The 24,195-nt window shown below is 58.2% G+C and carries 21 protein-coding genes; 18 read left to right on the top strand and 3 right to left on the bottom strand.

The window, feature by feature from the left end; all coding sequences use genetic code 11:
* The first annotated feature begins 369 nt into the window (after positions 1–369).
* From thrS to RBI05_RS00390, 15 genes are all read left to right on the top strand, one after another.
* Positions 370–2,307 carry a threonine--tRNA ligase gene (gene thrS / locus RBI05_RS00320; protein WP_310549729.1) on the top strand — a complete coding sequence of 646 codons (1,938 nt, stop codon included), beginning with the start codon at positions 370–372 and terminating at the stop codon, positions 2,305–2,307.
* A 158-nt stretch (positions 2,308–2,465) separates the two neighbouring features.
* Positions 2,466–3,206, top strand: a complete 741-nt coding sequence (locus RBI05_RS00325; RefSeq protein WP_191089604.1) for a 3D domain-containing protein — start codon at positions 2,466–2,468, stop codon at positions 3,204–3,206.
* 94 nt (positions 3,207–3,300) lie between these two features.
* Positions 3,301–3,429, top strand: coding sequence for a hypothetical protein (locus RBI05_RS00330; protein ID WP_263406134.1), 129 nt, complete (start codon positions 3,301–3,303; stop codon positions 3,427–3,429).
* Positions 3,430–3,685: 256 nt separating this feature from the next.
* Positions 3,686–4,897: a cell wall-active antibiotics response protein LiaF gene (gene liaF / locus RBI05_RS00335; RefSeq protein ID WP_310549730.1), complete on the top strand. Its 1,212-nt coding sequence runs from the start codon at positions 3,686–3,688 to the stop codon at positions 4,895–4,897.
* A 3-nt stretch (positions 4,898–4,900) separates the two neighbouring features.
* Entirely contained in the window at positions 4,901–5,932 is a 1,032-nt protein-coding gene (locus tag RBI05_RS00340) for a sensor histidine kinase (protein ID WP_150459066.1), read from the top strand.
* Positions 5,929–6,579, top strand: a complete 651-nt coding sequence (locus RBI05_RS00345; RefSeq protein WP_150459067.1) for a response regulator — start codon at positions 5,929–5,931, stop codon at positions 6,577–6,579. Before RBI05_RS00340 ends, RBI05_RS00345 begins: the two co-directional genes overlap by 4 nt.
* A 258-nt stretch (positions 6,580–6,837) precedes the next feature.
* On the top strand, positions 6,838–8,463 hold the full coding sequence (locus RBI05_RS00350; RefSeq protein WP_310549731.1) for a S1C family serine protease: 1,626 nt from the start codon (positions 6,838–6,840) through the stop codon (positions 8,461–8,463).
* Between the two features lie 108 nt (positions 8,464–8,571).
* Positions 8,572–9,261, top strand: a complete 690-nt coding sequence (locus tag RBI05_RS00355; protein ID WP_150459069.1) for a response regulator transcription factor — start codon at positions 8,572–8,574, stop codon at positions 9,259–9,261.
* 1 nt (position 9,262) lies between these two features.
* Positions 9,263–10,720: a sensor histidine kinase gene (locus tag RBI05_RS00360; RefSeq protein WP_310549732.1), complete on the top strand. Its 1,458-nt coding sequence runs from the start codon at positions 9,263–9,265 to the stop codon at positions 10,718–10,720.
* A gap of 69 nt (positions 10,721–10,789) precedes the next feature.
* Positions 10,790–11,749, top strand: a complete 960-nt coding sequence (locus RBI05_RS00365; RefSeq protein ID WP_310549733.1) for a 4-hydroxy-3-methylbut-2-enyl diphosphate reductase — start codon at positions 10,790–10,792, stop codon at positions 11,747–11,749.
* 231 nt (positions 11,750–11,980) lie between these two features.
* Positions 11,981–13,027, top strand: a complete 1,047-nt coding sequence (aroF, locus tag RBI05_RS00370) for a 3-deoxy-7-phosphoheptulonate synthase (protein ID WP_310549734.1) — start codon at positions 11,981–11,983, stop codon at positions 13,025–13,027.
* Between the two features lie 222 nt (positions 13,028–13,249).
* Entirely contained in the window at positions 13,250–14,674 is a 1,425-nt protein-coding gene (gene glnA / locus RBI05_RS00375) for a type I glutamate--ammonia ligase (protein ID WP_150459073.1), read from the top strand.
* 446 nt (positions 14,675–15,120) lie between these two features.
* Entirely contained in the window at positions 15,121–16,230 is a 1,110-nt protein-coding gene (gene serC, locus RBI05_RS00380) for a 3-phosphoserine/phosphohydroxythreonine transaminase (RefSeq protein WP_310549735.1), read from the top strand.
* Between the two features lie 118 nt (positions 16,231–16,348).
* Positions 16,349–16,813 carry a tRNA (uridine(34)/cytosine(34)/5-carboxymethylaminomethyluridine(34)-2'-O)-methyltransferase TrmL gene (trmL, locus tag RBI05_RS00385; protein ID WP_150459075.1) on the top strand — a complete coding sequence of 155 codons (465 nt, stop codon included), beginning with the start codon at positions 16,349–16,351 and terminating at the stop codon, positions 16,811–16,813.
* Between the two features lie 131 nt (positions 16,814–16,944).
* Positions 16,945–17,199: an AbrB/MazE/SpoVT family DNA-binding domain-containing protein gene (locus RBI05_RS00390; RefSeq protein WP_150459076.1), complete on the top strand. Its 255-nt coding sequence runs from the start codon at positions 16,945–16,947 to the stop codon at positions 17,197–17,199.
* Between the two features lie 239 nt (positions 17,200–17,438).
* Here RBI05_RS00390 and RBI05_RS00395 read toward each other — a convergent pair whose 3' ends face one another.
* Together RBI05_RS00395 and RBI05_RS00400 are read right to left on the bottom strand one after the other, a co-directional pair.
* Complete coding sequence (locus RBI05_RS00395; protein ID WP_310549736.1) at positions 17,439–18,506, bottom strand: phosphodiester glycosidase family protein; 1,068 nt, start codon at positions 18,504–18,506, stop codon at positions 17,439–17,441.
* A complete protein-coding gene (locus tag RBI05_RS00400; protein ID WP_310549737.1) occupies positions 18,503–18,910 on the bottom strand; it encodes a hypothetical protein in 408 nt (135 codons plus the stop codon). The genes RBI05_RS00395 and RBI05_RS00400 overlap by 4 nt, the downstream gene beginning before the upstream one ends.
* Positions 18,911–19,121: 211 nt before the next feature.
* Between RBI05_RS00400 and RBI05_RS00405 the strand changes: the two genes are divergently transcribed.
* A complete protein-coding gene (locus tag RBI05_RS00405; RefSeq protein ID WP_310549738.1) occupies positions 19,122–19,778 on the top strand; it encodes a response regulator transcription factor in 657 nt (218 codons plus the stop codon).
* Between the two features lie 73 nt (positions 19,779–19,851).
* Positions 19,852–21,072, top strand: a complete 1,221-nt coding sequence (locus RBI05_RS00410; protein WP_310549739.1) for an aminotransferase-like domain-containing protein — start codon at positions 19,852–19,854, stop codon at positions 21,070–21,072.
* On the opposite strand, the gene RBI05_RS00415 is transcribed toward RBI05_RS00410, so the two are convergent.
* On the bottom strand, positions 21,069–22,070 hold the full coding sequence (locus tag RBI05_RS00415) for a DUF2161 family putative PD-(D/E)XK-type phosphodiesterase (protein WP_310549740.1): 1,002 nt from the start codon (positions 22,068–22,070) through the stop codon (positions 21,069–21,071). The two genes, RBI05_RS00410 and RBI05_RS00415, sit on opposite strands and share 4 nt — an antisense overlap.
* Positions 22,071–22,273: 203 nt before the next feature.
* Between RBI05_RS00415 and RBI05_RS00420 the strand changes: the two genes are divergently transcribed.
* Entirely contained in the window at positions 22,274–24,169 is a 1,896-nt protein-coding gene (locus RBI05_RS00420; protein WP_310549741.1) for a PrkA family serine protein kinase, read from the top strand.
* Positions 24,170–24,195: the final 26 nt, after the last annotated feature.

Consider the following 24,195-nt stretch of genomic DNA (forward strand, 5'->3'; position numbering starts at 1 on the left):
GGCGCACGCCTTACGGCTTGACTCCCGGAAGCATTCGGAATTATAATTACTCATGCCAAAAGCAACGACAAAGATATGAACCGAATGTACACGGACCGTACAGAGAGAGGAAAGTTACGCTGCAATTTCCTCCGGAATCCCGGCTTCGGTTTACCCCTTTGTAGCTGCGGCTCCCAACGTTCCTTCAAGGCGCGAGGCCTGGAGTGAACCAGTAAGAACCGCCGGTCCATGGCCGTTACCCCATGCTGATGAAGGATTTCCGCCTCCGGCGGCAATCGAATTTGGGTGGAACCACGGGTGATCTGACGCTCGTCCCTTTGCGGGACGGGCGTTTTTTGTTGTTTCCAAGATGAGAAGGAGGATATGAACATGGCAGTAAGCATCAAGCTTCCGGACGGCTCGGTCCGGGAATACGCAGAGGGCAGTACGATTGACGATGTCGCAGCGTCGATCAGCAGCGGTCTGCGCAAGAACGCCGCGGCGGGCAAGCTGAACGGCATTCTGGTCGATCTGTCCGCGCAGGTGGGTGAAGGCGACCTGGTGGAAATTGTAACGCTTGATTCCAAGGAAGGGCTGGACGTGATGCGTCACAGCACCGCCCACCTGATGGCCCAGGCCGTCAGACGTCTGTTCGGCCAGAAGGAAGTCTTCTTCGGGGTCGGTCCGGTCATCGAGGACGGGTTCTATTATGATATAAATCTGGATCATCCGCTGAATCCCGAAGATCTGCTGAAGATCGAGAAGGAAATGGAGCGCATCGTATCCGAGAACCTGCCGATCGTCCGCAAGGAAGTCAGCCGGGAAGAGGCGCTGGCCATCTTCAGCGAGCTTGGCGACCCTTATAAGAAAGAACTGATTGAAGCGCTGCCCGACGGCCAACCGATCACGATCTACGAGCAGGGCGAGTTCTTCGATCTCTGCCGCGGGCCGCATGTGCCGTCAACCGGTAAGATCAAGGTCTTCAAGCTGATGAGCGTAGCCGGAGCGTACTGGCGCGGGGATGCGAAGAACAAAATGCTCCAGCGTGTCTACGGCACCGCCTGGCTGAAGAAAGCCCAGCTGGACGAGCATCTGCGCCTTCTGGAAGAAGCGAAGAAGCGCGATCACCGGCGTCTCGGCAAGGAGCTGGAGATCTTTACCTTCAATCAATTAGTAGGCCAGGGTCTGCCGATCTGGCTGCCGAAGGGTGCGAAGCTCCGCAGCATTCTGGAACGCTATATCGTGGATCTGGAAGCAAGCCTCGGCTACCAGCATGTCTACACGCCGGTACTGGGCAACGTGGAGCTGTACAAGACTTCCGGCCACTGGGATCACTATCAGGAAGACATGTTCCCGAAGATGACGATTGATACGGAGGAGTTCGTGCTTCGGCCGATGAACTGCCCGCATCATATGATGATCTACAAGAGCAGCATGCACAGCTACCGGGACCTGCCGATCCGCATCGCCGAGCTGGGTATCCAGCACCGCTATGAAATGTCCGGCGCGCTTACGGGTCTGCACCGCGTACGCTCGATGACTCTGAACGACTCGCATATCTTCTGCCGCCTCGACCAGATCAAGGGCGAATTCACCCGCGTGCTGGAGCTGATCAAGCAGGTCTACAGCGACTTCGGCATCCATGATTACCGGTTCCGCCTGTCCTACCGGGATCCGCAGGACACGGAGAAATACTACCAGAACGACGAGATGTGGACGACGGCCCAGCGCATGCTGCGCGAAGTTGTAGAAGAAGCCGGCCTGCCGTTCTATGAGGCGGAAGGCGAAGCGGCGTTCTACGGTCCGAAGCTGGACGTGCAGATCAAGACCGTCCTGGGCAAGGAAGAGACGCTCTCGACCGTACAGATCGACTTCCTGCTGCCGGAGAAATTCGAGCTGGAATATGTCGGTGAAGACGGTCAGAAGCACCGTCCGGTCGTGCTGCACCGCGGGATTCTGGGAACGATGGAACGGTTCGTGGCCTTCCTGCTGGAGAACTTCGCCGGCGCTCTGCCGCTGTGGCTGTCGCCGCAGCAGGTCAAGGTTATCCCGGTATCGAACGCGTTCGACGACTATGCGAACGAAGTTGTGGACCAGCTTCGCCGCCGCGGTCTCCGCGCGGAAGCGGATCTGCGCAACGAGAAGCTCGGCTACAAAATCCGCGAAGGCCAGCTTGAGAAGCTGCCGTATATGTTCATCGTCGGCGAGAACGAGAAATCCTCCGGCACCGTCTCGGTCCGCAAGCGCGGAGAAGGCGACATCGGCGCGAAATCGCTCGATGAAGTGCTGGGCCTGCTGACCGAAGAAGTAGCCAACCGTACGATCTGACGGTGATCTGCCCGTAGCGATATATCGCTGTACCTGATACCGCCGCGTCTGTCCTAACGGGACGGCGCGGCTTTTTGACGCGGGACGCTTGTTTCACTAATTCGGGTATAAAATGTTCCAGATCGGGAAACCCTCGCTAGTAAGGGGGAGGTAATGACATGATTTCATTTCGATCTGGATCACGAATTTGGTGCGCACTCGTCACTGTGGCGGTCGCGTTCTTCTTGATGCATAAGGAACAACCTGCGCTCGGCCGCGCAATCGAGGGCGATCCGCCCCGCATTGCCGTTGCCGCCGCAGCGGATGATGCGGCGCCTGAACGGGGCGTCGGACGCCGGGCGGAATACCGCGAAGCGGCACGGGCCGCTGCGGAAGCGGCGCAGGCCAAGGCCGAAGAGCAGGCCCGGCTCCAGGCAGCCGAGCGGCTGAGAACGGCCGATCCGGCCATTCCGGTGTCGGCTCCGGAGCCGGAGCAGATCATCCGGACGTTCACGGTTACGGCGACCGGATATACCGCCGGGTATGAATCGACGGGCAAACGGCCGAACCATCCCGAATACGGAATTACGTATTCCGGCGTCAAGGTTCGCCGGGACAAGAATGCCGTCTCCACCATAGCGGCAGACCCGAAGGTGTTGCCGCTCGGAAGCATTCTGTATATCCCGGGATACGGCTATGCCGTCGTCGCGGACACGGGGTCGGCGATCAAGGGACAGAAGATCGATCTTTATTTTGCCACCACGAAGCAGGTTTATAACGAATGGGGCAAGAAGAAGGTCGAGGTGCAGCTTATCCGCCGCGGCAGCGGCAAATGCTCTGAAGCCATGCTCCGCGACCTGGCCAGAACGATCCGCACGTATGACTTTGTCCCGCAGTCCAAGCTCGATGAGCTGATCTGACGGGCTTCCGGAATCCGGCAGGCTCCTGCAGGTTCAGCGCCGCATAATTGGACTGGCTCCTTCCCATACTACATGTCGAGGGAGGTGACCATCCATGGCCAAGAAACCGAAAGTCCAGGAGAACTACCAGACACCGAACGAGAAGTACAACGCCGAGTTTGCCGTAGAGAACGACGGCGCAACGAAGGCTGCCGCCAAACCGGCAATGAAGCCGTCCAAATAAGGAGCTTCCGCCGACTTATGCGGTCCGAAGGCACCTGCGTCCACAAGGACGCAGGTGTTTTTGCGTGGACATGGAACGGATCGGAAGGCAGGCTGTGCCAAGAAAGCTTGGGCCCTCCCGTTTCCCCCGTCGTTCTCGGTCCCTGGACCGAGTCCGCATTCATTCCGCCGCCGCTGTCGGGTCACCGGACTTTCCGTTAAACTGAATTCATAAAGCCAGTGAGTGTGTTACAATATGGCAGAAGGAGACATGAGGCATGAAGAGAAGAGCATCCAGCCAAGCGTTTGGCGGTCTGGTCCTGATCGGAGTCGGGGCTCTGTTTCTGGCCCGCCAACTGGGATATATAGATTTTTCAATAGGAGAACTGTTCGCGAATTTCTGGCCGGCCATCTTAATTTTGTGGGGCGTGCAGCAGATCCTGGGGGTCCTGGAGGGCCGCCAAGGTGCAGGTTCCATGTTCAGCGCCCTGATCTGCACCGGACTCGGCGTATTCTTCCTCGGGAATAACCTGGAGTGGTTTGCTCTTACTTTTGGGGATTTGGTCAAAATGCTGCTCCCCGCCGCACTGATTATCGGCGGACTGAGCGTCATTCTGCGGCCCCGCCGAAACGACCCTCCGGCTCCTCCGGTGCCTCCGGTACCGCCGGCTCCGCCGCAGGGCCCGTCGTTCTACGAGCCGGCCTCCGGCTCATCCGCCGGACCTGAAGTGCCGCCGGCCGCGCCGCTGGCATCGACGCTCGACGAGGAGTTCGAGCGCAAGTTCGGCAAGCTGGGCGGACCGGGAGCGGACTCTTCAGACGGACAGGGGACAACCCTCGGCGCGCAGAATGCTGCCGATCCGGGTGCCGCCGGCAATTTCGGACCGTCGCTGGCCTCTGCGCCGCGCCGGAGGGAGACCGATGACAGCGAGGATCGGGACGAAGAGGACTTTTACGGCGATCATGGCTCCCGGGACCGGCACCAGCGCCGCCGGGAAGAACGCCACGAACGGCACATGGAGCGCCGCCGGGAACAGGCGGAACGGCATCGCCGCACCTGGGAAGAACGCGGGAGACACGGGGGCGGTCACAGTTCGCACGACAACGAGCATTCGACCAACCGGTCCACGTTCATTGGTGATGTGCATCTGGGCCGGGAGTATTTCCAGCTGAAGCATACGAATATCTCCCAATTTATCGGAGATACCGTGCTGGATCTGACGAATGCGCAGATTCCATACGGGGAGACGAAGATCAACATCAGCGCTTTTATCGGCGATCTGAAGATCTACATTCCCGACGATATGGATCTTGGCATTTCGGTCAACAGCAGCTCGTTTATCGGAGATATGGAGGTGCTCGAGCAGGCCCGAAGCGGATTCATGAGCAGCGTACAATTCAAGACGCCGTACTACAAGGAGGCGGGCCGCCGGCTCAAGATCAACATCAGCGCTTTTATCGGCGACATTAAGGTCAAAACGGTGGGGTGAGACATGGGGACGATGCTTAAGAATACGAAATGGGTGCTGCTTCTGTACTTCCTGATTTCGGGCAGTATGACAGCTCTGCTGATGTATGCAGGCACCTGCTTCGGGTACATCCGGGTCGCGGATTACCGGATGTGGGTCTATCTCACCGCCTCGATTGTGCTGTTCACGGTTGTCATCGGCTATATGGCGGTCCAGCGCATCCAGCGCCGGATCGACCATCTGGACCTCAATATGCTTCAGGTGGCGAAGGGAAATCTCTCGGTCCGCATGCCGGACAGCGACGACCCTTCGTTTGCCCGCGTCTACCATGAGTTCAATATGATGATGGATACGGTCGAGAATAAAATGAAGCTCCTGCAGCGCCTCGGCGAGCAGGATGTAATCGAGAAGGAGAAGGCGACGGAGAGCGCCGTGCTGGAGGAGCGCCGCCGGATGGCGCGGGATCTGCACGACACCGTCAGCCAGCAGCTGTTCGCCATCCACATGTCGGCCTCCTCGCTGCCGAAGGTGCTGGAAGTCAACCCGGCGCAGGGCCGTACAGTCATGGGCCAGCTGATTACGATGTCGCAGATGGCGCAGAAGCAGATGCGGGCCCTGATCGCCCAGCTTCGTCCGGTGGAACTCGAAGGCCGCAATCTGTATGAGGCGCTGGAGAAATGGTTCCCGGACTACTGCCGACAGAACGGGCTGAAAGGCATCAAGGAGCTGGAGCTTCAGGGGGGCTTGTCCGAGGCGATTGAGTATCAGCTCTTCCTGATTATCCAGGAGGCCATGGCCAATATCGTCAAGCATGCCGAGGCGAGGCTGGTCAGCCTGTCTCTCCGCGAGACGCCGCGCCAGGTGGCGCTGAGCATCAGCGACGACGGCCAGGGCTTCGAGCTTGGAGGACAGAAGCAGGGCTCATACGGGCTCAGCACGATGCGGGAGCGAGCCGAGAAGCTCGGCGGCCAGGTCGAGATCATCAGCCGGTCCGGGGCAGGCACGACAATCCGCGTACATATACCGAAATACTCGATGGAGGAGGCGACTTCATGAGCGCCATACGTATTCTGCTGGTGGACGACCATGACATGGTCCGGATGGGGTTGAAGACCTATCTGATGCTGGAGCCAAGCTTCGACGTAATCGCAGAGGCCGCGAACGGGAAGGAAGCGCTGGAATTGCTTCGGAGCCGGGGAGAGGAGCAGCTTCCGGACCTTGTGCTGATGGACCTGATGATGCCGGTCATGAACGGCGTGGAGACCACCCGGGCCATGCTGGCAGAATTTCCGGGCCTGAAGATCGTGATTCTGACCAGCTTCCTGGAGGATGACCTTGTGGTCGATGCCATTGAAGCGGGCGCGGTCAGCTATGTGCTGAAGACCGTCTCGGCGGAGGAACTGATCTATGCGCTGCAGGGGGCCTACCGGGGAATGCCGGTCATGACCGGCGATGTCTCGCAGGCGCTGACCCGCGGCATCCGGCAGCGGACCGTGCAGGGCGATTCCTCGGGCCTGACCGAGCGCGAGAAGGAAGTGCTGCTGCTCATTGCCGAGGGCAAGAGCAACAAGGATATCGGCGAAGAGCTGCATATCAGCATCAAGACCGTGAAGACCCATGTCAGCAATCTGCTGATGAAATGCGAGCTGGAGGACCGCACCCAGCTGGCCATCTACGCCCACCGCAAAGGCTGGGTGGGATAGAGACAGAGGCGAGGCGCCTGGAACGGGACGCCGTATGGATGGGCTCCAAGCAGAGCTTTCTCGGCAGAGAAAGCTCTGTTTTTATTTTTAATAACAGAAGAAACAGGGGCAGCTCCCGCCATGTTTTATCTCCACTTAAATTGTTTTTAATGTGGACTTAAGGTTTAAAGTCCATTATAAAGACAAGAAAAGGAACAAACTTACACCTGCCGCAGGCGAAATGCGAAGCGGCAGAGATGCGGGAGGTTGAAATAGATTATGGAAGACAACAACAAATTCAATGGGGAAGAGACTCCTAACCGCAGCAGCGATTACAATACCAGCCGGGACGGAGCGGGAAGCGAAGCTTCGGCCGAACCCGGGTCGTCCTATTACTATTCGTACGGTCCCTTCAAATCGGTGAATGCGGACAGCGAGCGGGAGCCGGAACGGGTGGAGGTCACTCCGCCGCAGCCGGTTAAACCGCTCTCCTCGTTCAGTCCGGCGGTTCGTCCGGGCGGCGGATACGACGGAGGCAGCGGCTCGGGCGGACGCGGCGGAGCGGACGGCAACTGGCAGTACAACAACAAGAAGCCGAAGAGCGCTTTGAAGACAGGAGTTCTCTCCTTTCTGGCCGGCATGCTCGTCCTTGGCGGTTCGATGTTCGCGGCGGACCGGGGCAACTGGTTCACGTCAAACGACGCCAAGGCGACAGTCGTCGCTACCACTACGGCGAAGGCAGCCAACGAGAGCGCGAAGGTAAGCCCCAGCACGACGACCACTTCCCTGACCTCGGGTTCGGGCGATGTCTCTTCCGTGGTGGATCAGGCTGGTCCGGCCGTCGTCAAGATCGAGACGCTGGTCAAGAGCAGTTCGCGCGGCAGCCAGTCCAGCCCGTATTCCAATGATCCGTTCTACCAATTCTTCTTCGGCGACCAGTTCGGAGGAAGCAGCGGTAATTCGCGCAATAATAACGGAAAATCCAATTCGAATTCCAACTCTGGTTCGGATGCTCAGCTTACGCCTTATGGGATCGGTACAGGTTTCATCTATGATGCCAACGGCTATATCCTGACGAACGAACATGTTATCGAAGGCGCTGACGTCATTCAGGTTACGGTTGACGGAACAACCAAGCCGTATGAAGCGAAGCTGCTGGGCAAGAGCAAAGACCTGGATCTGGCTGTGCTGAAGATTGAAGGCACGGACTTCCCGACCGTACCGCTCGGCGATTCGGATTCGATCAAGGTGGGTTCCGAAGTGGTAGCCATCGGGAACCCGCAGGGCTTTGACCACACCGTAACGGCAGGCGTGCTCAGCGCGAAGGACCGCAGCATCGACATTAATGAAGAGGACGGCAGCGGCACGCGCAACTATAAGAACCTGCTGCAGACCGACGCTTCCATTAACCCCGGGAACTCCGGCGGCCCGCTGCTGAATGCGGACGGCCAGGTCATCGGGATGAATGTGGCGGTAAGCACGGATTCCCAGGGCATCGGCTTCGCCATTGCAGTGAACACCATCAAGGAAGTCGTCGATAAGCTGGAGTCGAACCAGGCTATTCCGAAGGAACCGGTGCCGTTCATCGGCGCCACACTGATGACGATCACGGATGAAGTGGCCAGCCAGATGGGAACCAACCTCAAGGACGGCTCCGTTGTGGCCGAGATTATCTATAAGTCCCCGGCTTATGTCGCCGACCTTCGCCCTTATGACATCATCACCGGGGCGAACGGCAAGAAATATGCGACCAGCCAGGATCTGATTGATTATATTCAGACCCTGAAGGTGGGCGACAAGATTACGCTGAATGTCGTCCGGGACGGCAAATCGCTGGACCTGCCGGTAACCATCGGCAACAAGAACGACTTCAATACAGGCAGCTCGCAGAACTCGAACCGTTAATCCAGGCGGACGGGACGGGAGAAGAGGCGGGAGGGGCATCCCTCCCGCCTTCTCTCGTATGATACAATATAGACAATTCTTGAAGAGTAAAGGGGCGGCTCTACACCGATGCGACCGAGTATTCTGATTATCGACGACGACGACAAAATTATTTCCATGCTGCGGCGGGGGCTCGCTTTTGAAGGCTACGAAGTCAAGACGGCTTCCAACGGAGCGGAGGGCTTGCGGGCGGTGCTGGACAGCGAGCCCGATGCGGTCATTCTGGACGTGATGATGCCGCAGGTGGACGGATTCGAAGTATGCCGGCGTCTGCGGGAAGGGGGCAGCAGCGTTCCGGTCCTCATGCTGACGGCGAAGGACGAAGTGGAGCACCGGGTCAAGGGTCTCGATCTCGGAGCGGACGATTATCTGGTCAAGCCCTTTGCGCTCGAAGAGCTGCTTGCGCGGGTGCGCGCGCTGCTGCGCCGCAAGAGCGAGCAGGCCGGCGGGGGCGAACAGGGTCTGGTCTATGAGGATCTGATGCTGGATGTCGATTCCCGCGAAGTGACCCGGGCCGGGAAACGCCTGGAATTGACGGCGAAGGAATTCGAGCTGCTGCATCTGTTCATGCAGAATCCGAAACGGGTGCTCTCCCGCGATCTCATTATGGATAAGATCTGGGGATATGACTACAGCGGGGAATCCAACGTGCTGGAGGTCTACATTGCGATGCTCCGGCAGAAGACGGAGGAGCATGGGGGCAAGCGTCTGATTCAGACGATCCGCGGTGCCGGCTATATCCTAAGAGGAGATAACTGACATGTCGATCCGGTTGCGGCTGACCGCCTGGTATTCGGGAATATTGGCCGTCATGCTGCTGGTCTTCTCGGGTGCGATTTACGTTTTTTTCTATATCAACACCTATGGCGATTTGAAGGACCGGCTGCGGGCGCAGGCCGAGCGGCCCGAGCTTCTGCAGCCCACGCTCAATTTCGACGGATCGCTGGATCTGTCGTTCAATAACAGGCTGGACGCGCAGTACATGTTCGGGCAGATGTATATTTATGATTCCCGCAAGCTGACGCTTAGCGGCAATCTGCAGGACCTTGGATTACAGTTTGATGTGCCGAGCCGCGAGCAGGTGAAGAACAAAATGCAGTTCGTCCAGGGGACGTACGGAGGCTACCATTTCCTGATTTATCAGGTGGCGGTCAACGCCGAGAACTATAACAACAACCCGGTCGGAGTGCTTCAGATCGCCTCTTACACGGGGGAGCAGGACAAGCTTCTTCACCGGCTCAAAACCATTCTGATTGCAGGGTCCTTCGCCACCCTGCTCGCCGCCTTTACCTTCGGGCTGTTCATGGCCCGCAAGTCGATGACTCCGATCGGCAAGGTTACCGAAGCCGCCGAGAGCATTCAGACCGGCAACGATCTCAGCGTGCGGATCGAATATGACGGACCGCCGGACGAGATCGGACGGCTGATCCATACGGTCAACGGCATGCTGGCGCGGATGGATGGCATCTACAAAGACATGGAAGAGGCCTATGCGGTACAGCGGCGGTTCGTGTCCGACGCCTCGCACGAGCTGCGGACGCCGCTGACGACGATCCGCGGCAATATCGACCTGCTCCGCAAGATTTGGGAGCTGGAACCGGGCAAGGATCGGGGCTTCAGCGAAGCCGACATCCGCCAAATGTCCGTCGAGGCGATCCAGGATATTGCGGATGAAGCCCAGCGGATGACCCGGCTGGTGGCCGATATGCTGACGCTGGCCCGTTCAGACACCGGACGGACGTTCGAGAAGGAGCCGGTAGCTTTGGAGCCGATGATGAACGAGGTGGCCCGCCGGGCTGCGCTTCTTCCGAGACAGGCGGATTGGTCCGCCGGCGATCTGTCGGTGCTGAACGGCAAATATGTCGTCGGCAACAAGGATTACCTGCAGCAAATGCTGTTTATTTTTATCGACAACGCCTTCAAATACACCCCCTCCGGAGAAGTCCGGTTCGATGCAGTGCTGTATCAGAACCAGGTCGGGCTGCGAATTGCGGATACGGGCATCGGAATGGCCAAAAGCGAGGTTCCGCATATCTTCGACCGGTTCTACCGGGCCGACGAATCACGTGGCAATACCGAAGGCATCGGCCTGGGGCTCTCGATCGCCAAATGGATCATTGAAGAGCACGGGGGCTCCGTGGAAGTGGTAACCCGTCAGGGCGAGGGGACGACCTTTGTCGTCTGGCTGCCGCTGCTCTTTGCTCCTCCGCTGGAATAGCGGTATAATAGGACGGATTCGATTTCATTCTTACGCCCGTTAACAGGCAGAAAGCACGGTGATAGAAGCATGGAAGTCATCAAGATTTCTCCCCGGGGATACTGCTATGGAGTCGTCGATGCCATGGTGCTGGCCCGGCAGGCCGCCCAGAACCTCGATCTTCCCCGGCCGATTTATATATTGGGCATGATTGTCCACAACAGCCATGTGACCCAGTCCTTTGAAGACGAAGGCATCGTTACGCTCGACGGGCACAACCGGCTCGATATTCTGGATCAGGTGGAGAGCGGGACGGTGATCTTCACGGCCCACGGCGTTTCTCCCGAAGTGCGGCGGATCGCCCGCCAGAAGGGTCTGACGACCGTCGATGCCACTTGCCCCGATGTGACGAAGACGCATGATCTGATCAAGGAGAAGACGGGGGAAGGCTGCGAGATTATCTATATCGGCAAAAAAGGCCATCCCGAGCCCGAGGGCGCGGTCGGCATTGCCCCGGATCACGTCCACCTGATTGAGAGGGAGGACGAGATCGACTCGCTGTCGCTACCGGAAGGCTCAAGCATCGTCATTACCAACCAGACGACGATGAGCCAATGGGACATTCGGCATATCATGAAGAAGCTGCTGGAACGGTTCCCCGGAGCGGAAGTGCACAATGAAATCTGCATGGCGACGCAGGTCCGCCAGGAAGCCGTGGCGGAGCAGGCCGGCCAGGCCGATCTGGTCATTGTCGTCGGCGACCCGCGCAGCAACAACTCTAACCGGCTGGCCCAGGTCTCGGAGGAGATTGCCGGCACGCCGGCGCACCGGATTGCCGACCTGTCGGAGCTGAAGACGGAGTGGCTGCAGGGAATCTCCAAGGTGGCCGTGACGTCCGGCGCCTCGACGCCCACGCCGATCACGAAGGAAGTCATCGCTTATCTGGAGCAGTACGACCCTGCGAAGCCGGAGACCTGGGAGATCAAGCGTACCGTAAATATGGCGAAGCTGCTTCCTCCGGTGAAGAACAAGACCGCAGGCCGAGCCTGAAATCCGCGTCCGATACAGCCTGAAATGTTATCATTCGGGAAGCCGTCTCCTTCGGGAGCGGCTTTTTTGATTTGCCGGTTGACGGCAGGGAGGAATTCGGGTAAAATTACTTTAGTGGATAAAAGCACAAAAGCTTAAAAGCAGCAAAGTAATAATCATCACGGATTCCAGCCTTTGAGCGACTGTTCTACATACAACCCAAGCCCTGTACAAGGAAAGGAAGGATTGCAAATGATCGTCATTACATCGAATCATACTCCCGAGGAACAGCTTCAGGATATCATTTCCGTTATTGAGAAGGAAGGGCTTCAGGCGCATGTCTCCCGCGGCGCGGACCGGACGGTTATCGGACTAATCGGAAGCGTGAATCCGCAGCTTGCGGCGCATCTGCGGCAGATGAAGGGGGTCGAGAACGTAGTGAAGATCTCCAAATCTTACAAGCTCGCCAGCCGGGATTTCCATCCGGACGATACGGTCATTGATATCCGGGGCGTCAAGATCGGCGGCGGGAACCTGGTCATCATGGGCGGACCCTGCGCCGTCGAATCGCCGGAGCAGATCGACGAGATCGCCCGGCTGGTCAAGGCTTCTGGCGCCCAGGTGCTCCGCGGCGGCGCCTTCAAGCCGCGCACGGGTCCGTACAGCTTCCAAGGAGTCGGCGTGGAAGGACTGACCATGATGCAGGAAGCGGGACGGCGTCACGGACTGCTCACCATCACCGAAGTCATGACGCCCGAATACGTCGATATCTGCGCCGAGCACGCCGATATTCTTCAGGTCGGCACGCGCAATATGCAGAATTTCGATCTGCTCCGCAAGCTCGGAACCTGCGGCCGGCCGGTGCTGCTCAAGCGCGGCTTCAGCGCCACCTATGACGAGCTGCTGAACGCGGCCGAGTACATTCTGGCCGGCGGCAATAAGGACGTCATGCTGTGCGAACGCGGCGTGCGCACTTTTGAGACCTACACCCGCAATACGCTGGATCTGGCTGCCATTCCGGCGCTGCAGAGCCTGAGCCATCTGCCCGTGATCTCCGATCCTTCGCACGGAACGGGCCGTCGCGAGCTGGTCGAGCCGATGTCCAAGGCATCCGTGGCGGCAGGGGCAGACGGTCTGATTATTGAAATGCATACCGATCCGGACAACTCCATGACGGGCGATGGCGTTCAGTCCCTGTTCCCGGACCAGTTCCACAATCTGGTTCAGGATCTCGGCAGGCTGGCTCCGCTTGTGGGCAGACAAATGTCTCCCCAAGCCCGCGATGCGGTGACGATCTAGAGGCTGCCGAAGGCCGTGAAAGCCGCGATATTACGCGGCTTTTTTGCCATTCGGCCCCGTTCACGAAAGCGTCAGAATATCTCACATTAGCATAAAAAATACCTGACATAAGGATTGACGATGTCAGGTATGAGTTTTATAATGACGACAGTAAAAAAACAAAACAAGAACATTGGAGATGTGGGATTGGCTTAATGTTCGGAACTTGGGGAGGAAAATTTCATGTCGGTTGAAAAAGTATTGCAGACGATCAAAGATAACAACATTGAATGGGTAGATTTCCGTTTTGTTGACCTGGGCGGTCGGGCCCACCATATCACTTTGCCGGCTGCAGCCGTCGAGGAAGAGACATTCGAGAACGGCGTGGCTTTTGACGGCTCCTCGATTGCGGGCTTCCGCGGAATTGAAGAATCCGACATGGTCATGATGCCGGATCCAAGTGCTACATACATTGATCCATTTACCGCCCATCCTACGCTTAACGTTATGTGCGACATCTTCACGCCGGACGGCGAACGCTATGACCGCGACCCGCGCGGCATTGCTATCAAAGCCGAAGAGTACCTGCAGAAGAGCGGAATCGGCACGGCGGCTTTCTTTGCTCCGGAATCCGAATTCTTTATCTTTGACGATGTCCGCTACGAGAGCGGAATGAATACGTCCTTCTACTCGGTAGATTCCGAAGAAGCGGCCTGGAATACAGCCCGCAAGGAAGAGGGCGGCAACCTGGGCTTCAAGGTAGACGTCAAGGGCGGTTACGTGCCGGTAGCTCCGGTGGATACCCAGCAGGATATCCGCAGCGAAATGTGTCGTCTCCTGGCTGAAGCCGGTCTTGTGATCGAGCGTCATCACCACGAGGTGGCAACGGCCGGACAGGCGGAGATCAACTTCCGCTTCGACACTCTCAAGAAGACGGCTGACAATCTGCTGACTTACAAATACATCGTGCACAACACGGCCCGCCAGTATGGCAAAGTGGCCACTTTCATGCCAAAGCCGCTGTTCGGCGACAACGGAAGCGGAATGCACGTTCACCAATCCATCTTCAACGGTTCCGAACCGCTGTTTTATGAGAAAGGCGCCTACGCCAACCTGAGCGAAATGGCCCTGCATTATATCGGCGGCATTCTGTATCATGCTCCGGCCCTGATTGCGCTGACGAACCCGAGCACCAACTCGTTCAAGCGTCTGGTTCCGGGTTATGAAGCGCCGGTTAATCTGGTCTTCTCCAAAGGCAACCGTTCCGCTGCGATCCGCATTCCGGTCGCTGCCGTAACGCCGAAGGGCTGCCGTATCGAGTTCCGCACACCGGACTCCACAGCGAACCCTTACCTGTCCTTCTCCGCTATGCTGCTGGCCGGTCTGGACGGCATCAAGAAGAAGATCAATCCGGTTGAACTGGGATACGGTCCGCTGGACAAGAACATCTATGAACTGCCGGATGCCGAGAAAGCGAAGATCCGCAGCGTACCGGGCAGCCTGAACGAAGCGCTGGACGCTCTGGAAGGCGATTATGAGTTCCTGACAGAAGGCGGCGTCTTCTCGAAGGACTTCATCGACAACTACATCGCACTCAAACGCGGCGAAGCTCAAGCGGTAGCGATCCGCGTTCATCCACATGAATATTCCCTCTACTTCGATGTATAATTATTAGTTTATCCGGATGCGGAGCTTCGGCTCCGCATCCTCGGTCTACGGCCGGCTGCACCTTCTGGGGTGCGGCCGGTTTTTTTTGGAAGGAAAATAAGAAGCAAGGGGCCTAGAGGCCAGCGAAGCAAGCGGGAGAAAGGGAGTGTCCGTTGCCAAGTGTGCTCTGCAAGCGCCCGGAAGGCCCTCTGAGGCCGTTGTTTTATTGATGTGAAGGAATAACGCGGTTCAGCGGAAAAATGTCTTAGAAGCTAGTTCAAGCGCCTCTCCCCGAGCGTCCGTCCGTGACTGAAGGTCTGTTGGCTCCGGACGGAGGACAAACAGACAGCTGCATATTTATCGGGAACAGGAACTTTGGTCCGTTCAACGCGCTTTAGTTGTGAATATTTATACTTGCTGCCATGTCAGATACTTGCTATCATAGCAGATATCCATTGTGATGAGAGATGAAAGGGTGGGGAGTTCATTTGAGCAAAAGAGCGTACAACTTCAATGCGGGCCCGGCCGCACTGCCGCTGCCGGTTCTGGAACGCGCACAGTCGGAATTTGTAGATTTCCGCAACAGCGGAATGTCGATCATGGAAATGTCGCACCGCGGGGCGATATACGAATCTGTGCATAACGAAGCGCAGGAACGGCTGCTTGGCCTCCTCGGCAATCCGGCCGGATACAAAGTACTGTTCCTCCAGGGAGGGGCTACGACCCAATTTGCGATGGTACCGATGAATTTCCTGAAGGAAGGCCAGGTCGGAAGCTATGTCATGACCGGCAGTTGGGCCGACAAGGCCTACAAGGAAGCGAAGCTGCTCGGAGGCGCTCATGTGGCAGCCAGCTCGGAGGAGCAGAAGTTCCGGGCCATTCCGGATCTGAATGCTATTGTTCCTGCGGAGAACGCGGCCTACCTGCACATCACATCCAATGAAACGATCGAAGGCACGCAGTATTTCAAGTTCCCGGATTCGGGCAAGCTGCCGCTGATTGCCGACATGTCCAGCGATATACTGAGCCATGACTTGGATATCAACCAGTTCGGGCTGATCTATGCCGGGGCGCAGAAGAACCTGGGCCCGTCCGGCGTCACCGTTGTGATCGCCAAGGAAGAGCTGCTTGCGGAATCGCCTTCCCATATCCCGACCATTATGCGGTACAGCACGCATTACAAGAACAATTCGCTCTACAATACGCCGCCTTCCTTCTCCGTCTATATGGTCAATGAGGTCCTGAAATGGGTGGAAGAGCAGGGCGGTCTTGCAGGCGTCGAAGCGAAGAACCGCGAGAAGGCCGGGCTGCTCTATCAGACCATCGACGGAAGCGGAGGCTTCTACTGCGGGGTCGCCGAAGAAGCAAGCCGTTCCATTATGAACGTTACGTTCCGGATGGAATCCGAGGAATTGGAGAAGAAATTTATCAAAGGCGCCGAAGCGGAAGGCTTTGTCGGTCTGAAGGGCCACCGAAGCGTCGGAGGACTGCGCGCATCGATTTACAACGCGGTGCCTTATGAGAGCTGCAAGGCACTGGCCGATTACATGACGCATTTCCAGAAGACGCAGGCTTAATAATCTGTTCCCGATTCGATCGAACCGTCCGTCCTCAGCCTTCCGCCCTGCCGGGTGGAGGGCTGAGGCGTTTTTGTCTGGAAGATGGCGTATAATACAACCAGAGGAGGAATTCATCATGGCGCTTCATATCGTATTGGTGGAACCGGAGATTCCGGCCAACACCGGCAACATCTCGCGGACCTGTGCCGCAACCGGCACCCATCTGCACCTGGTCCGTCCGCTCGGCTTCCGGACCGACGACGCTGCCCTTAAGCGGGCGGGACTGGATTATTGGCCGGCAGTCCATATCGAGTATCACGATTCTTTTCAGGAAGTAAGACAAATGTACCCGGAGGGCCGTTTCTTTTACGCAACGACGAAGGCCGACAAACGGTATACGGATTATTCCTTCCGGGACGGAGATTTCCTGGTCTTCGGGAAGGAGACGAAGGGATTATCCCCCGAAATTCTGGAACAGGGCAAGGATTCGCTCATGCGAATGCCGATGAGCGGGGATGTCCGTTCGCTGAATTTATCCAATTCCGCAGCCATTATCGTCTACGAGGCGCTTCGGCAGCTTGATTTTCCGGGTCTTACCTAAAGAAAATTTGAGAAAATATTGAAAAGTCATAATTTTCAGCAGGATTCGACAGAAGCTTTAGCGAAAAGTATGAATATGGCAACAGGAATAAAGATTCAATATTCGTATAACAGGAGAGGTGTAAGCAAGAAATGAAGCCTGCTGGTGTAGTCCGCAAAGTCGATCAATTGGGCAGAATTGTACTGCCAAAATCCTTGCGCAAAAGGTACCAGATGAATGAAGGAGACCCTGTCGAAATTCTGGTTCAGGGCGATCACATCATTCTGGAACGGTATCGCCCGAAATGCGTATTCTGCGGCTCGATGGAAGAAGTCAGCGAGTACAAGGAACGCTATATTTGCGGACAATGCCTGAATGAAATGACCCAGCTCCAGCGCCACGCGTAAGCAGGGACATTCTTCGGCTTGCACGAAGCGCCTGACGGCGCAGTCCGTTAAGGACCGTGACCTGGCTTACAACCCCACGGCCTGAGGTCCTGCTGGATACATAGCCCCTTCCGGTCGGTTACCGGTGCGGCAAGCACCGCCTAAGCGGCAGGAAGACACACGTAAACACACAGAAGCCCTGCATCCATTCGGATGCAGGGCTTCTGTGCATGCGCGGGGGATTCATGCGCGGTCTTCAGTTATTTGAAGAACAGAAAATGGGTAGGCACCTGCCGCAGCCTTCCGTCCGAAGGACGGTTCAGCACGGTTCCGTTCAGAATAAGCGAGGAAGAGCCGCCCCCGTCCAGATTGTAGGCATCGACAACGCCGAGCGCCCGCAGCTTGTTCTGCAGCTCCGCCAGCGTCGCGCCGGAGTTGCCTGATTCATTGTAGCCGTTGACGACAAGGACGAGAAGCTGATCGTCTTTATAATTCCCGATTACGGTACGCGGAGCGCGGGTCGGCGATGTTCTCCATTTCTCCGGAATCGGAAGCGGAACGCCGCCGCGCAGAAGAACCGGGACGAAGGTAGCGCCGAAGGAAGGCTGGAGCCGGTCCAGCTGGCTCCGGGAGGAGAACGCGCCTCCAATCAGTCTCCCCTTCTTGTTCAATCCGACAAAAGTAAGGTTCTTGGAGCTGGGCTGGAATCCGTCCACATACTGCCCGCCGATCATGGTAGTGCCGAGCGGGTAGCGCTTGCCGCTCCGGTCTGCAAATCCGCCGGCATTGATTCCGGCCACCGCTCCGCTACGGAGAACCGCCTGCAGGGTCGTCTCGGAGCTGCCCGGACTGCCGGTTCCGAGACTCATGGCCATGGCGGAAGGGTCCTTCAATTTCACCTTCAGGGCATAACCGTTATAGCTGCCGGGGTTGATCCGGTACAGCTCGAGATTGATCCGCTGGCTGTCGACGATCTTGAGCGGCCACCCCAGACGCGTCTGGATGCGCCGGTTGTATATAGAAGCCGGACGTCCGGCCTGAGCCTTGGCCTGAACGACGATGCCGTTCATTACGGCCGTGGTCCGGTTGTACAGCTTGACGCTGTCTCCGATCGTCCGCGCGGTCTCTGCGGCCGTATGCCCCGCAGTCTGCAGCTCGCCCTTCAGCTTGGCGGTCTCGGCCAGCGGCCCGTCCGCGGGAGAGTACAGCTCTGTCTTCAAATCCAGTTCCAACGCCGGTTGAACAAGCATCAGACAGAGCAGCAGCCCGAAGAAAGGAGCCGTCGCGAGAAGAAAGAAGCGGTTCACGCGTTTGACCGGCGTCATCATTTCAGCAGATCCATTTCTTTCTTCAAGGCATCCAGCTGCTTGCGGACTTCGGCAAGCTGCGTATAGAGCTTGTTGCTGTTGTCTGTCTTGGCGTTGGCGTTGTCTTTCGTGAACGTCAGCAGTTCATTGAACGTCTGGACCTGGGTCTGAAGCTCCCCGATCTCGGCGGTCAGAGCGGACAGCTTCCGGTCGTAATCGGCCTGAACGGCAGCGAGCTGCTGCTGGCTCTGGACGGTGAGCTGCTCCAGGACCTGGCTCTTCAGTTGATGCGTGTACCGGTAGGTGCCGTAGCTTCCGGCCGCGATGACCAGAACCCAGAACAGCAGAAACCATTTGACGGAGGAGCCGTTTCGTGCAGTATTCCGGCGCGGGTAGACACCGGACGGTTCCGTTGACGGTTGCATGCCTCAATCACCTCAAATCTAAAGATCAAGTTCCCATTCTAGCAGATCATGATAGGTTTCGCAAAATTACAGGAGGAAAAAACAGGAAGAAAATCATTGCGCTTTTGGAAACGGATGTTATACAATTTCATCTATACTGAAAAATCAGGCATAGCTCTTTCACACGGAGGCAGGATTTTTATTCTAGATCTAGCAGGAGGTTCAGGCACGGATGAACAACGTTTGGCGGGTTGTTATTATGGGCAATTACCCTACGGGGATGCTGGGAACAAAGCTGATTTTGGAGGAAGACGGAGATTTGGAGGTGGCCGGAATGCTGCCCTGCGGTTTTGCTTCGGCAGCGGCTGTGCAGGAGCTGTCTCCGGATGTGGTGCTGGTGGACGGAGAACTGAACCGGGAAGAGCTGGGCGCGCTGCTCCCGGGGCTGAAGAAGGCCTGTCCGACTTCCTATTACATTCTGATAGCCGATTTGGAAGAGGGAGAAGGATTCTATCCGCTGATCGAGCAGGGAGCAAGCGGAATTCTTCCGCGGGAAGCCTCTCCGCAGCAGCTGCTCCAGATGATTCGGGGACTTCGGCAGGGGTTTCTCTCCATGCCGCTGGATTGGCTGTCCCGGGGGCCTTGGAACCCGGCGGCCCACAAGAGAAACGAGAAGCTGATGAAGCTGAACCCGACGGAAATCTTCATTATGGAGCGAATCGTTCAGGGGATTACATACGACAAGATTGCCGTTGAGCTGGATGTCAGCCGGCGTTCCATTGACAATTACCTGCGCAAGATTTATGTTAAACTCGACGTTTCAACACGGGCCCAGGCCATTGAGCAGTTCGCGCTCTACTCCCGGGGCGGCGCTCCCGTCTATGCCTGAAGCCGGGCGGTCCCGGCCCGGAGCATAAAGCCGCCGGAAACGGAATAGGCTGGTGCAAGAGAGGGGGGCGGACATGAAGTACGAGTTTTCCGAAAGGGCTTATACGCTGCTGCGTTCACCGCTGCTTGGCATTCGAATGCAGGTGCGGCGGGGATCGCTGATTTCGCTGGCCGAGGAACTGCCCGCCGAGGAACTGTTCCCGCTGCCGATGCTGGCCGAGGCCGCAGCCTCCGTCATTTCGGCGGATGCCCAGGCGCTGCAGTACGGTGATCCGGAGGGCTATGCGCCGCTTCGGGAATGGCTGATCGGAGATTGGCTGAAGAGCAAGGACGTCCATGTCGGCGAAGGAGGGGTGCTGCTCACCACGGGCAGCCAGCAAGCCGTCGATCTGTTCGCGAGGGTCTACATCGACCCCGGCGACCGGGTGCTCGTCGAGAATCCGACCTCTCCCGGCGTATTACAGGCGCTAAGGATGCAGGGAGCCGTCATCATTGCCGCCGAAGGGGACGGGGAAGGTCTTCATCCCGAGCATCTGCGCCAACTGCTGGACCGGCATCGGCCGAAAGCTCTGTTCGCGGCGCCGAACTTCACGAATCCGAGCGGCATTCTCTGGAGCGTTCAGCGCCGCAAGGAAGTGCTGGAGCTGTGTCTGGAGCGGGATGTGCTGATTGTGGAGGATGACTCCTACGGGGATCTGCATTTTCATTCTTACAGCCAGCCGCCGTCTGTCCGCTATCCCTCGCTGTACGCCCTGGAGAACAATGCGGTCTCGGGGCATGTGCTGTATATCGGTTCGTTCAGCAAAACGGTCGCTCCCGCGCTGCGGACGGGCTGGGCGGCCGGGAGCCGGGAAATCATCGCCATGATGGCAGCGGCGAAGGGCATGGCGGACTGGCAATCGAGCTCGCTGAATCAGCGGCTGCTCTATCATCTGCTGGATGTGACCGCGTTCGATCTTCGCGACCACATTGCCTTGCTGAACCGGGAATACCATACCCGGCTCAAGCTGATGGCGGAGCTGCTGAAACGCAGCGCCTGGAAGGAGGCCGCTTACCGGTATCCGGGAGGCGGCATGTTCCTGTGGGTCTGCCTGCCGGAAGGGCTGGATGCCGAAGTGCTGCTGAAGGCGGCGCTGGCCAAAGGCGTCGCCTTCCTGCCGGGCCCTCTGTGCAGCCCGGACGGGGGCAGCCGGAGATACATCCGGCTGAACTTCAGCCACCCGGGCCGGGACGAGCTGCTGCTTGGGATGAACCTGCTCGGCGAAGCCGTGGCAGAGTTCACGGCCCGCAGCTAGAGCGGACGCCCGGGTCCGGCCTCGCCGCCCCGGCCGTCCGGGGCGGACGACTCGCCGTGCGCTGCGGCAGCGAATCTCTGCCGGACCGAGACGGCGGCATATTCCAGCAGCGCGGCCTGCCCCTGGGCCGTCAGCTCGTAGCGGCCCCGCCCGGTCCGGCGGAACCAGCCGTAGTAGTTCCGCTGCAGGATGTCCGCTGCGGCGGGCACCCCGCTGCGCCGGCGAAGCTCCGCCGGCGTGATGCCGCCGGGCTGAGCCGCCCGGCTTCCGCCGCCTTGCGCCGCTGTCCGGCCTTCCGCCGGAGAGCGGCGTTTGTTATGCCGCGGCGCAGCAGCCTCCGCCGCGGCGCTATCGCCCGGCGCGTCCCCTTCGGCCGCAGCCGGGGACGCCGCGCTGCCGGCGCGGGAAGCCGCTCCGGCTGTACCGGCAGCCTCGGCAGTCTCGGCGGCCTGCAGGGCGGCTTCCCGCGCCGCCGCCTCCAGGGCGCTGGCAACGCGCAGCGCCTTCTCTCGGTACGCCGTCACCAGCTTGACGCGGGTGCTGCCGCCGACGTTGAAATCGCCGCTGCGTTCCTGGAATTCCCGCAGCAGCCGCTCCTGCCGCCGTCCGGGACGGCGGACAGGCTGGGCGTTCTCCGGCTCGGCGAGCACCTCGACGAGCGGAGCTTTTGTCTTGTAGAAGATGACGGTTACCAGACCCAGACCGAGCCGCCGGCACAGGCCGGTAATCTCGCCCCAGCGCTGGTTCGCGGCACCCTTCTTGGTCCGGTTGCGTTCTACCGCCAGGTAGACAACCGGACTGAGCTTCTGGCGTTCAAGTCCCTGCAGCAGCAGCGGCAGATTGAACGTCTTTTTCATTTCCACGATGAGCGGCGGCCCCCCTTCCGGCGGGAGACCGACCAGATCGCACGACCGCACTTCCCCCTTCACTTCGTACCCCCTGGCCTCAAAGAAAGCCTTCAATGGAGCGTACAGCTCCGTCTCGTGACGCACCGCCATCTTCGCCTTCCCCTTTCTTGAATCCCTATTATAGCACAGCAAAAAAGTGGTCAACTACGCGATACCCGGCGCATAGGTATGTAATACACTTTTTTCAGTGCTAAAAGAGCGAGGCGGGGCGGCGGGAACGGACAGAAGCACGGCACGGCGCGGGCAGTCGGCCGGGCCGACGAGAAGAGCGCAAGGTGAGGAGGCAGCAAGCAATGGACATTTTTGAGCGTATCGCATCGTATCGGGCAGAGAACGACCGGTTGGCTTGGAGCGGAACTTTTAAGGAATATATCGAATTACTGCATCAGGACCCCTCTCCCGCCAAGACGGCCCATGCCCGGGTCTATGACATGATCCAGTCGCACGGAGTGGAGGAGATGGGCGGGCGCAAGCGATACAAATTTTTTGAACAGGAGATCTTCGGTCTGGACCGGGCCATCGAGAAGCTGGTGGAGGAATACTTCCATTCTGCGGCCCGAAGGCTGGATGTCCGCAAACGCATTCTGCTGCTGATGGGACCGGTCAGCGGCGGCAAATCGACGATTGTGACGCTGCTTAAGCGGGGGCTGGAGCAGTATTCCCGTACCCAGCAGGGAGCGGTCTACGCGATTGAAGGCTGCCCGATGCACGAGGAACCGCTGCATCTGATCCCGCATGAGCTGCGGCCCGAGATCGAACGGGAGCTGTCGGTGCGAATCGAGGGCAATCTCTGCCCGTCCTGCCAAATGCGGCTGAGAACCGAATACGGCGGCGATATCGAACGCGTGAAGGTCGTCCGCGTGCTGCTCTCCGAAGAGGACCGCATCGGCGTCGGCACGTTCAGCCCGTCTGATCCGAAATCGCAGGACATCGCCGACCTGACAGGGAGCATCGACTTCTCGACGATTACGGAATTCGGCTCGGAATCCGATCCGCGGGCGTACCGGTTCGACGGCGAGCTGAACAAAGCCAACCGCGGCCTGATGGAATTTCAGGAAATGTTGAAATGCGACGAGAAATTCCTGTGGAACCTGCTGTCCCTGACCCAGGAGGGCAATTTCAAGGCCGGACGGTTCGCGCTGATCAGCGCCGATGAATTGATTGTGGCCCATACCAACGAGACAGAGTACAAATCCTTCATCGCCAACAAGAAGAACGAGGCGCTCCAGTCCCGGATGATCGTCATGCCGGTCCCGTACAATCTGAAGGTGTCGGAAGAGGAGAAAATCTACGCCAAGCTGATCGCGCAGAGCGACATGAAGCATGTGCATATCGCGCCCCACGCGCTGCGTGCCGCCGCGATCTTCTCGGTACTGACCCGGCTCAAGGAGAGCCGGAAGCAGGGCATGGACCTCGTCAAGAAGCTGCGGATGTACGACGGCGAGGAAGTGGAAGGCTACAAGGAAGCGGACCTGAAGGAAATGCAGAACGAGCATCTGGATGAAGGGATGTCCGGCATCGACCCCCGCTATGTCATCAATCGCATCTCCAGCGCATTAATCAAGGGCGACCTGCAGTGCATGAACGCGCTCGATGTGCTCCGGGCGATCAAGGACGGGTTGGATCAGCATCCGTCGATCACGAAGGAAGAACGGGAGCGCGATCTCAATTTCATCTCCATTGCCCGCAAGGAGTACGACGCGCTGGCCAAGAACGAAGTCCAGAAGGCGTTCGTGTACTCATTCGACGAATCGGCCAAGACGCTGTTCGAGAACTATCTCGACAATATTGAAGCATACTGCAACTGGACCAAGATCCGGGACCCGCTTACCGATGAAGAGATGGAGCCGGACGAACGGCTCATGCGGTCGATCGAGGAGCAGATCGGTATTTCCGAGAACGCCAAGAAGGCGTTCCGCGAAGAGATTCTGATCCGGATTTCGGCGTATTCCCGCAAGGGCAAGAAGTTCGAGTACAGCAACCATGACCGGCTGCGGGAAGCGATCGAGAAGAAGCTGTTCGCCGACCTCAAGGATATTGTGAAAATCACCACCTCGTCCAAAACGCCCGACGAAAGCCAGCTCAAACGGATCAACGAGGTCAGCCGCCGCCTGATCGACGATCACGGCTACTGCCCGACCTGCGCCAATGAACTGCTGCGTTACGTCGGGAGCCTGCTGAACCGCTAGGAATCTGCGGACTGCCCGCCAGGAAT

This window comes from Paenibacillus glufosinatiresistens, from assembly GCF_031470375.1.
In the GTDB taxonomy this organism is placed as follows: Bacteria; Bacillota; Bacilli; order Paenibacillales; family Paenibacillaceae; genus Paenibacillus_AQ; species Paenibacillus_AQ glufosinatiresistens.

Coding starts and splice junctions, on each gene's coding strand:
- RBI05_RS00345 (WP_150459067.1), top strand. CDS start 5,929: ATGAGCGCCATACGTATTCTGCTGGTGGACGACCATGACATGGTCCGG.
- liaF (WP_310549730.1), top strand. CDS start 3,686: ATGAAGAGAAGAGCATCCAGCCAAGCGTTTGGCGGTCTGGTCCTGATC.
- RBI05_RS00395 (WP_310549736.1), bottom strand. CDS start 18,506: ATGATGACGCCGGTCAAACGCGTGAACCGCTTCTTTCTTCTCGCGACG.
- serC (WP_310549735.1), top strand. CDS start 15,121: ATGAAAGGGTGGGGAGTTCATTTGAGCAAAAGAGCGTACAACTTCAAT.
- RBI05_RS00405 (WP_310549738.1), top strand. CDS start 19,122: ATGAACAACGTTTGGCGGGTTGTTATTATGGGCAATTACCCTACGGGG.
- RBI05_RS00325 (WP_191089604.1), top strand. CDS start 2,466: ATGATTTCATTTCGATCTGGATCACGAATTTGGTGCGCACTCGTCACT.
- RBI05_RS00365 (WP_310549733.1), top strand. CDS start 10,790: ATGGAAGTCATCAAGATTTCTCCCCGGGGATACTGCTATGGAGTCGTC.
- RBI05_RS00355 (WP_150459069.1), top strand. CDS start 8,572: ATGCGACCGAGTATTCTGATTATCGACGACGACGACAAAATTATTTCC.
- thrS (WP_310549729.1), top strand. CDS start 370: ATGGCAGTAAGCATCAAGCTTCCGGACGGCTCGGTCCGGGAATACGCA.
- RBI05_RS00390 (WP_150459076.1), top strand. CDS start 16,945: ATGAAGCCTGCTGGTGTAGTCCGCAAAGTCGATCAATTGGGCAGAATT.
- RBI05_RS00400 (WP_310549737.1), bottom strand. CDS start 18,910: ATGCAACCGTCAACGGAACCGTCCGGTGTCTACCCGCGCCGGAATACT.
- RBI05_RS00340 (WP_150459066.1), top strand. CDS start 4,901: ATGGGGACGATGCTTAAGAATACGAAATGGGTGCTGCTTCTGTACTTC.
- glnA (WP_150459073.1), top strand. CDS start 13,250: ATGTCGGTTGAAAAAGTATTGCAGACGATCAAAGATAACAACATTGAA.
- RBI05_RS00415 (WP_310549740.1), bottom strand. CDS start 22,070: ATGGCGGTGCGTCACGAGACGGAGCTGTACGCTCCATTGAAGGCTTTC.
- aroF (WP_310549734.1), top strand. CDS start 11,981: ATGATCGTCATTACATCGAATCATACTCCCGAGGAACAGCTTCAGGAT.
- RBI05_RS00350 (WP_310549731.1), top strand. CDS start 6,838: ATGGAAGACAACAACAAATTCAATGGGGAAGAGACTCCTAACCGCAGC.
- RBI05_RS00360 (WP_310549732.1), top strand. CDS start 9,263: ATGTCGATCCGGTTGCGGCTGACCGCCTGGTATTCGGGAATATTGGCC.
- RBI05_RS00420 (WP_310549741.1), top strand. CDS start 22,274: ATGGACATTTTTGAGCGTATCGCATCGTATCGGGCAGAGAACGACCGG.
- RBI05_RS00410 (WP_310549739.1), top strand. CDS start 19,852: ATGAAGTACGAGTTTTCCGAAAGGGCTTATACGCTGCTGCGTTCACCG.
- RBI05_RS00330 (WP_263406134.1), top strand. CDS start 3,301: ATGGCCAAGAAACCGAAAGTCCAGGAGAACTACCAGACACCGAACGAG.
- trmL (WP_150459075.1), top strand. CDS start 16,349: ATGGCGCTTCATATCGTATTGGTGGAACCGGAGATTCCGGCCAACACC.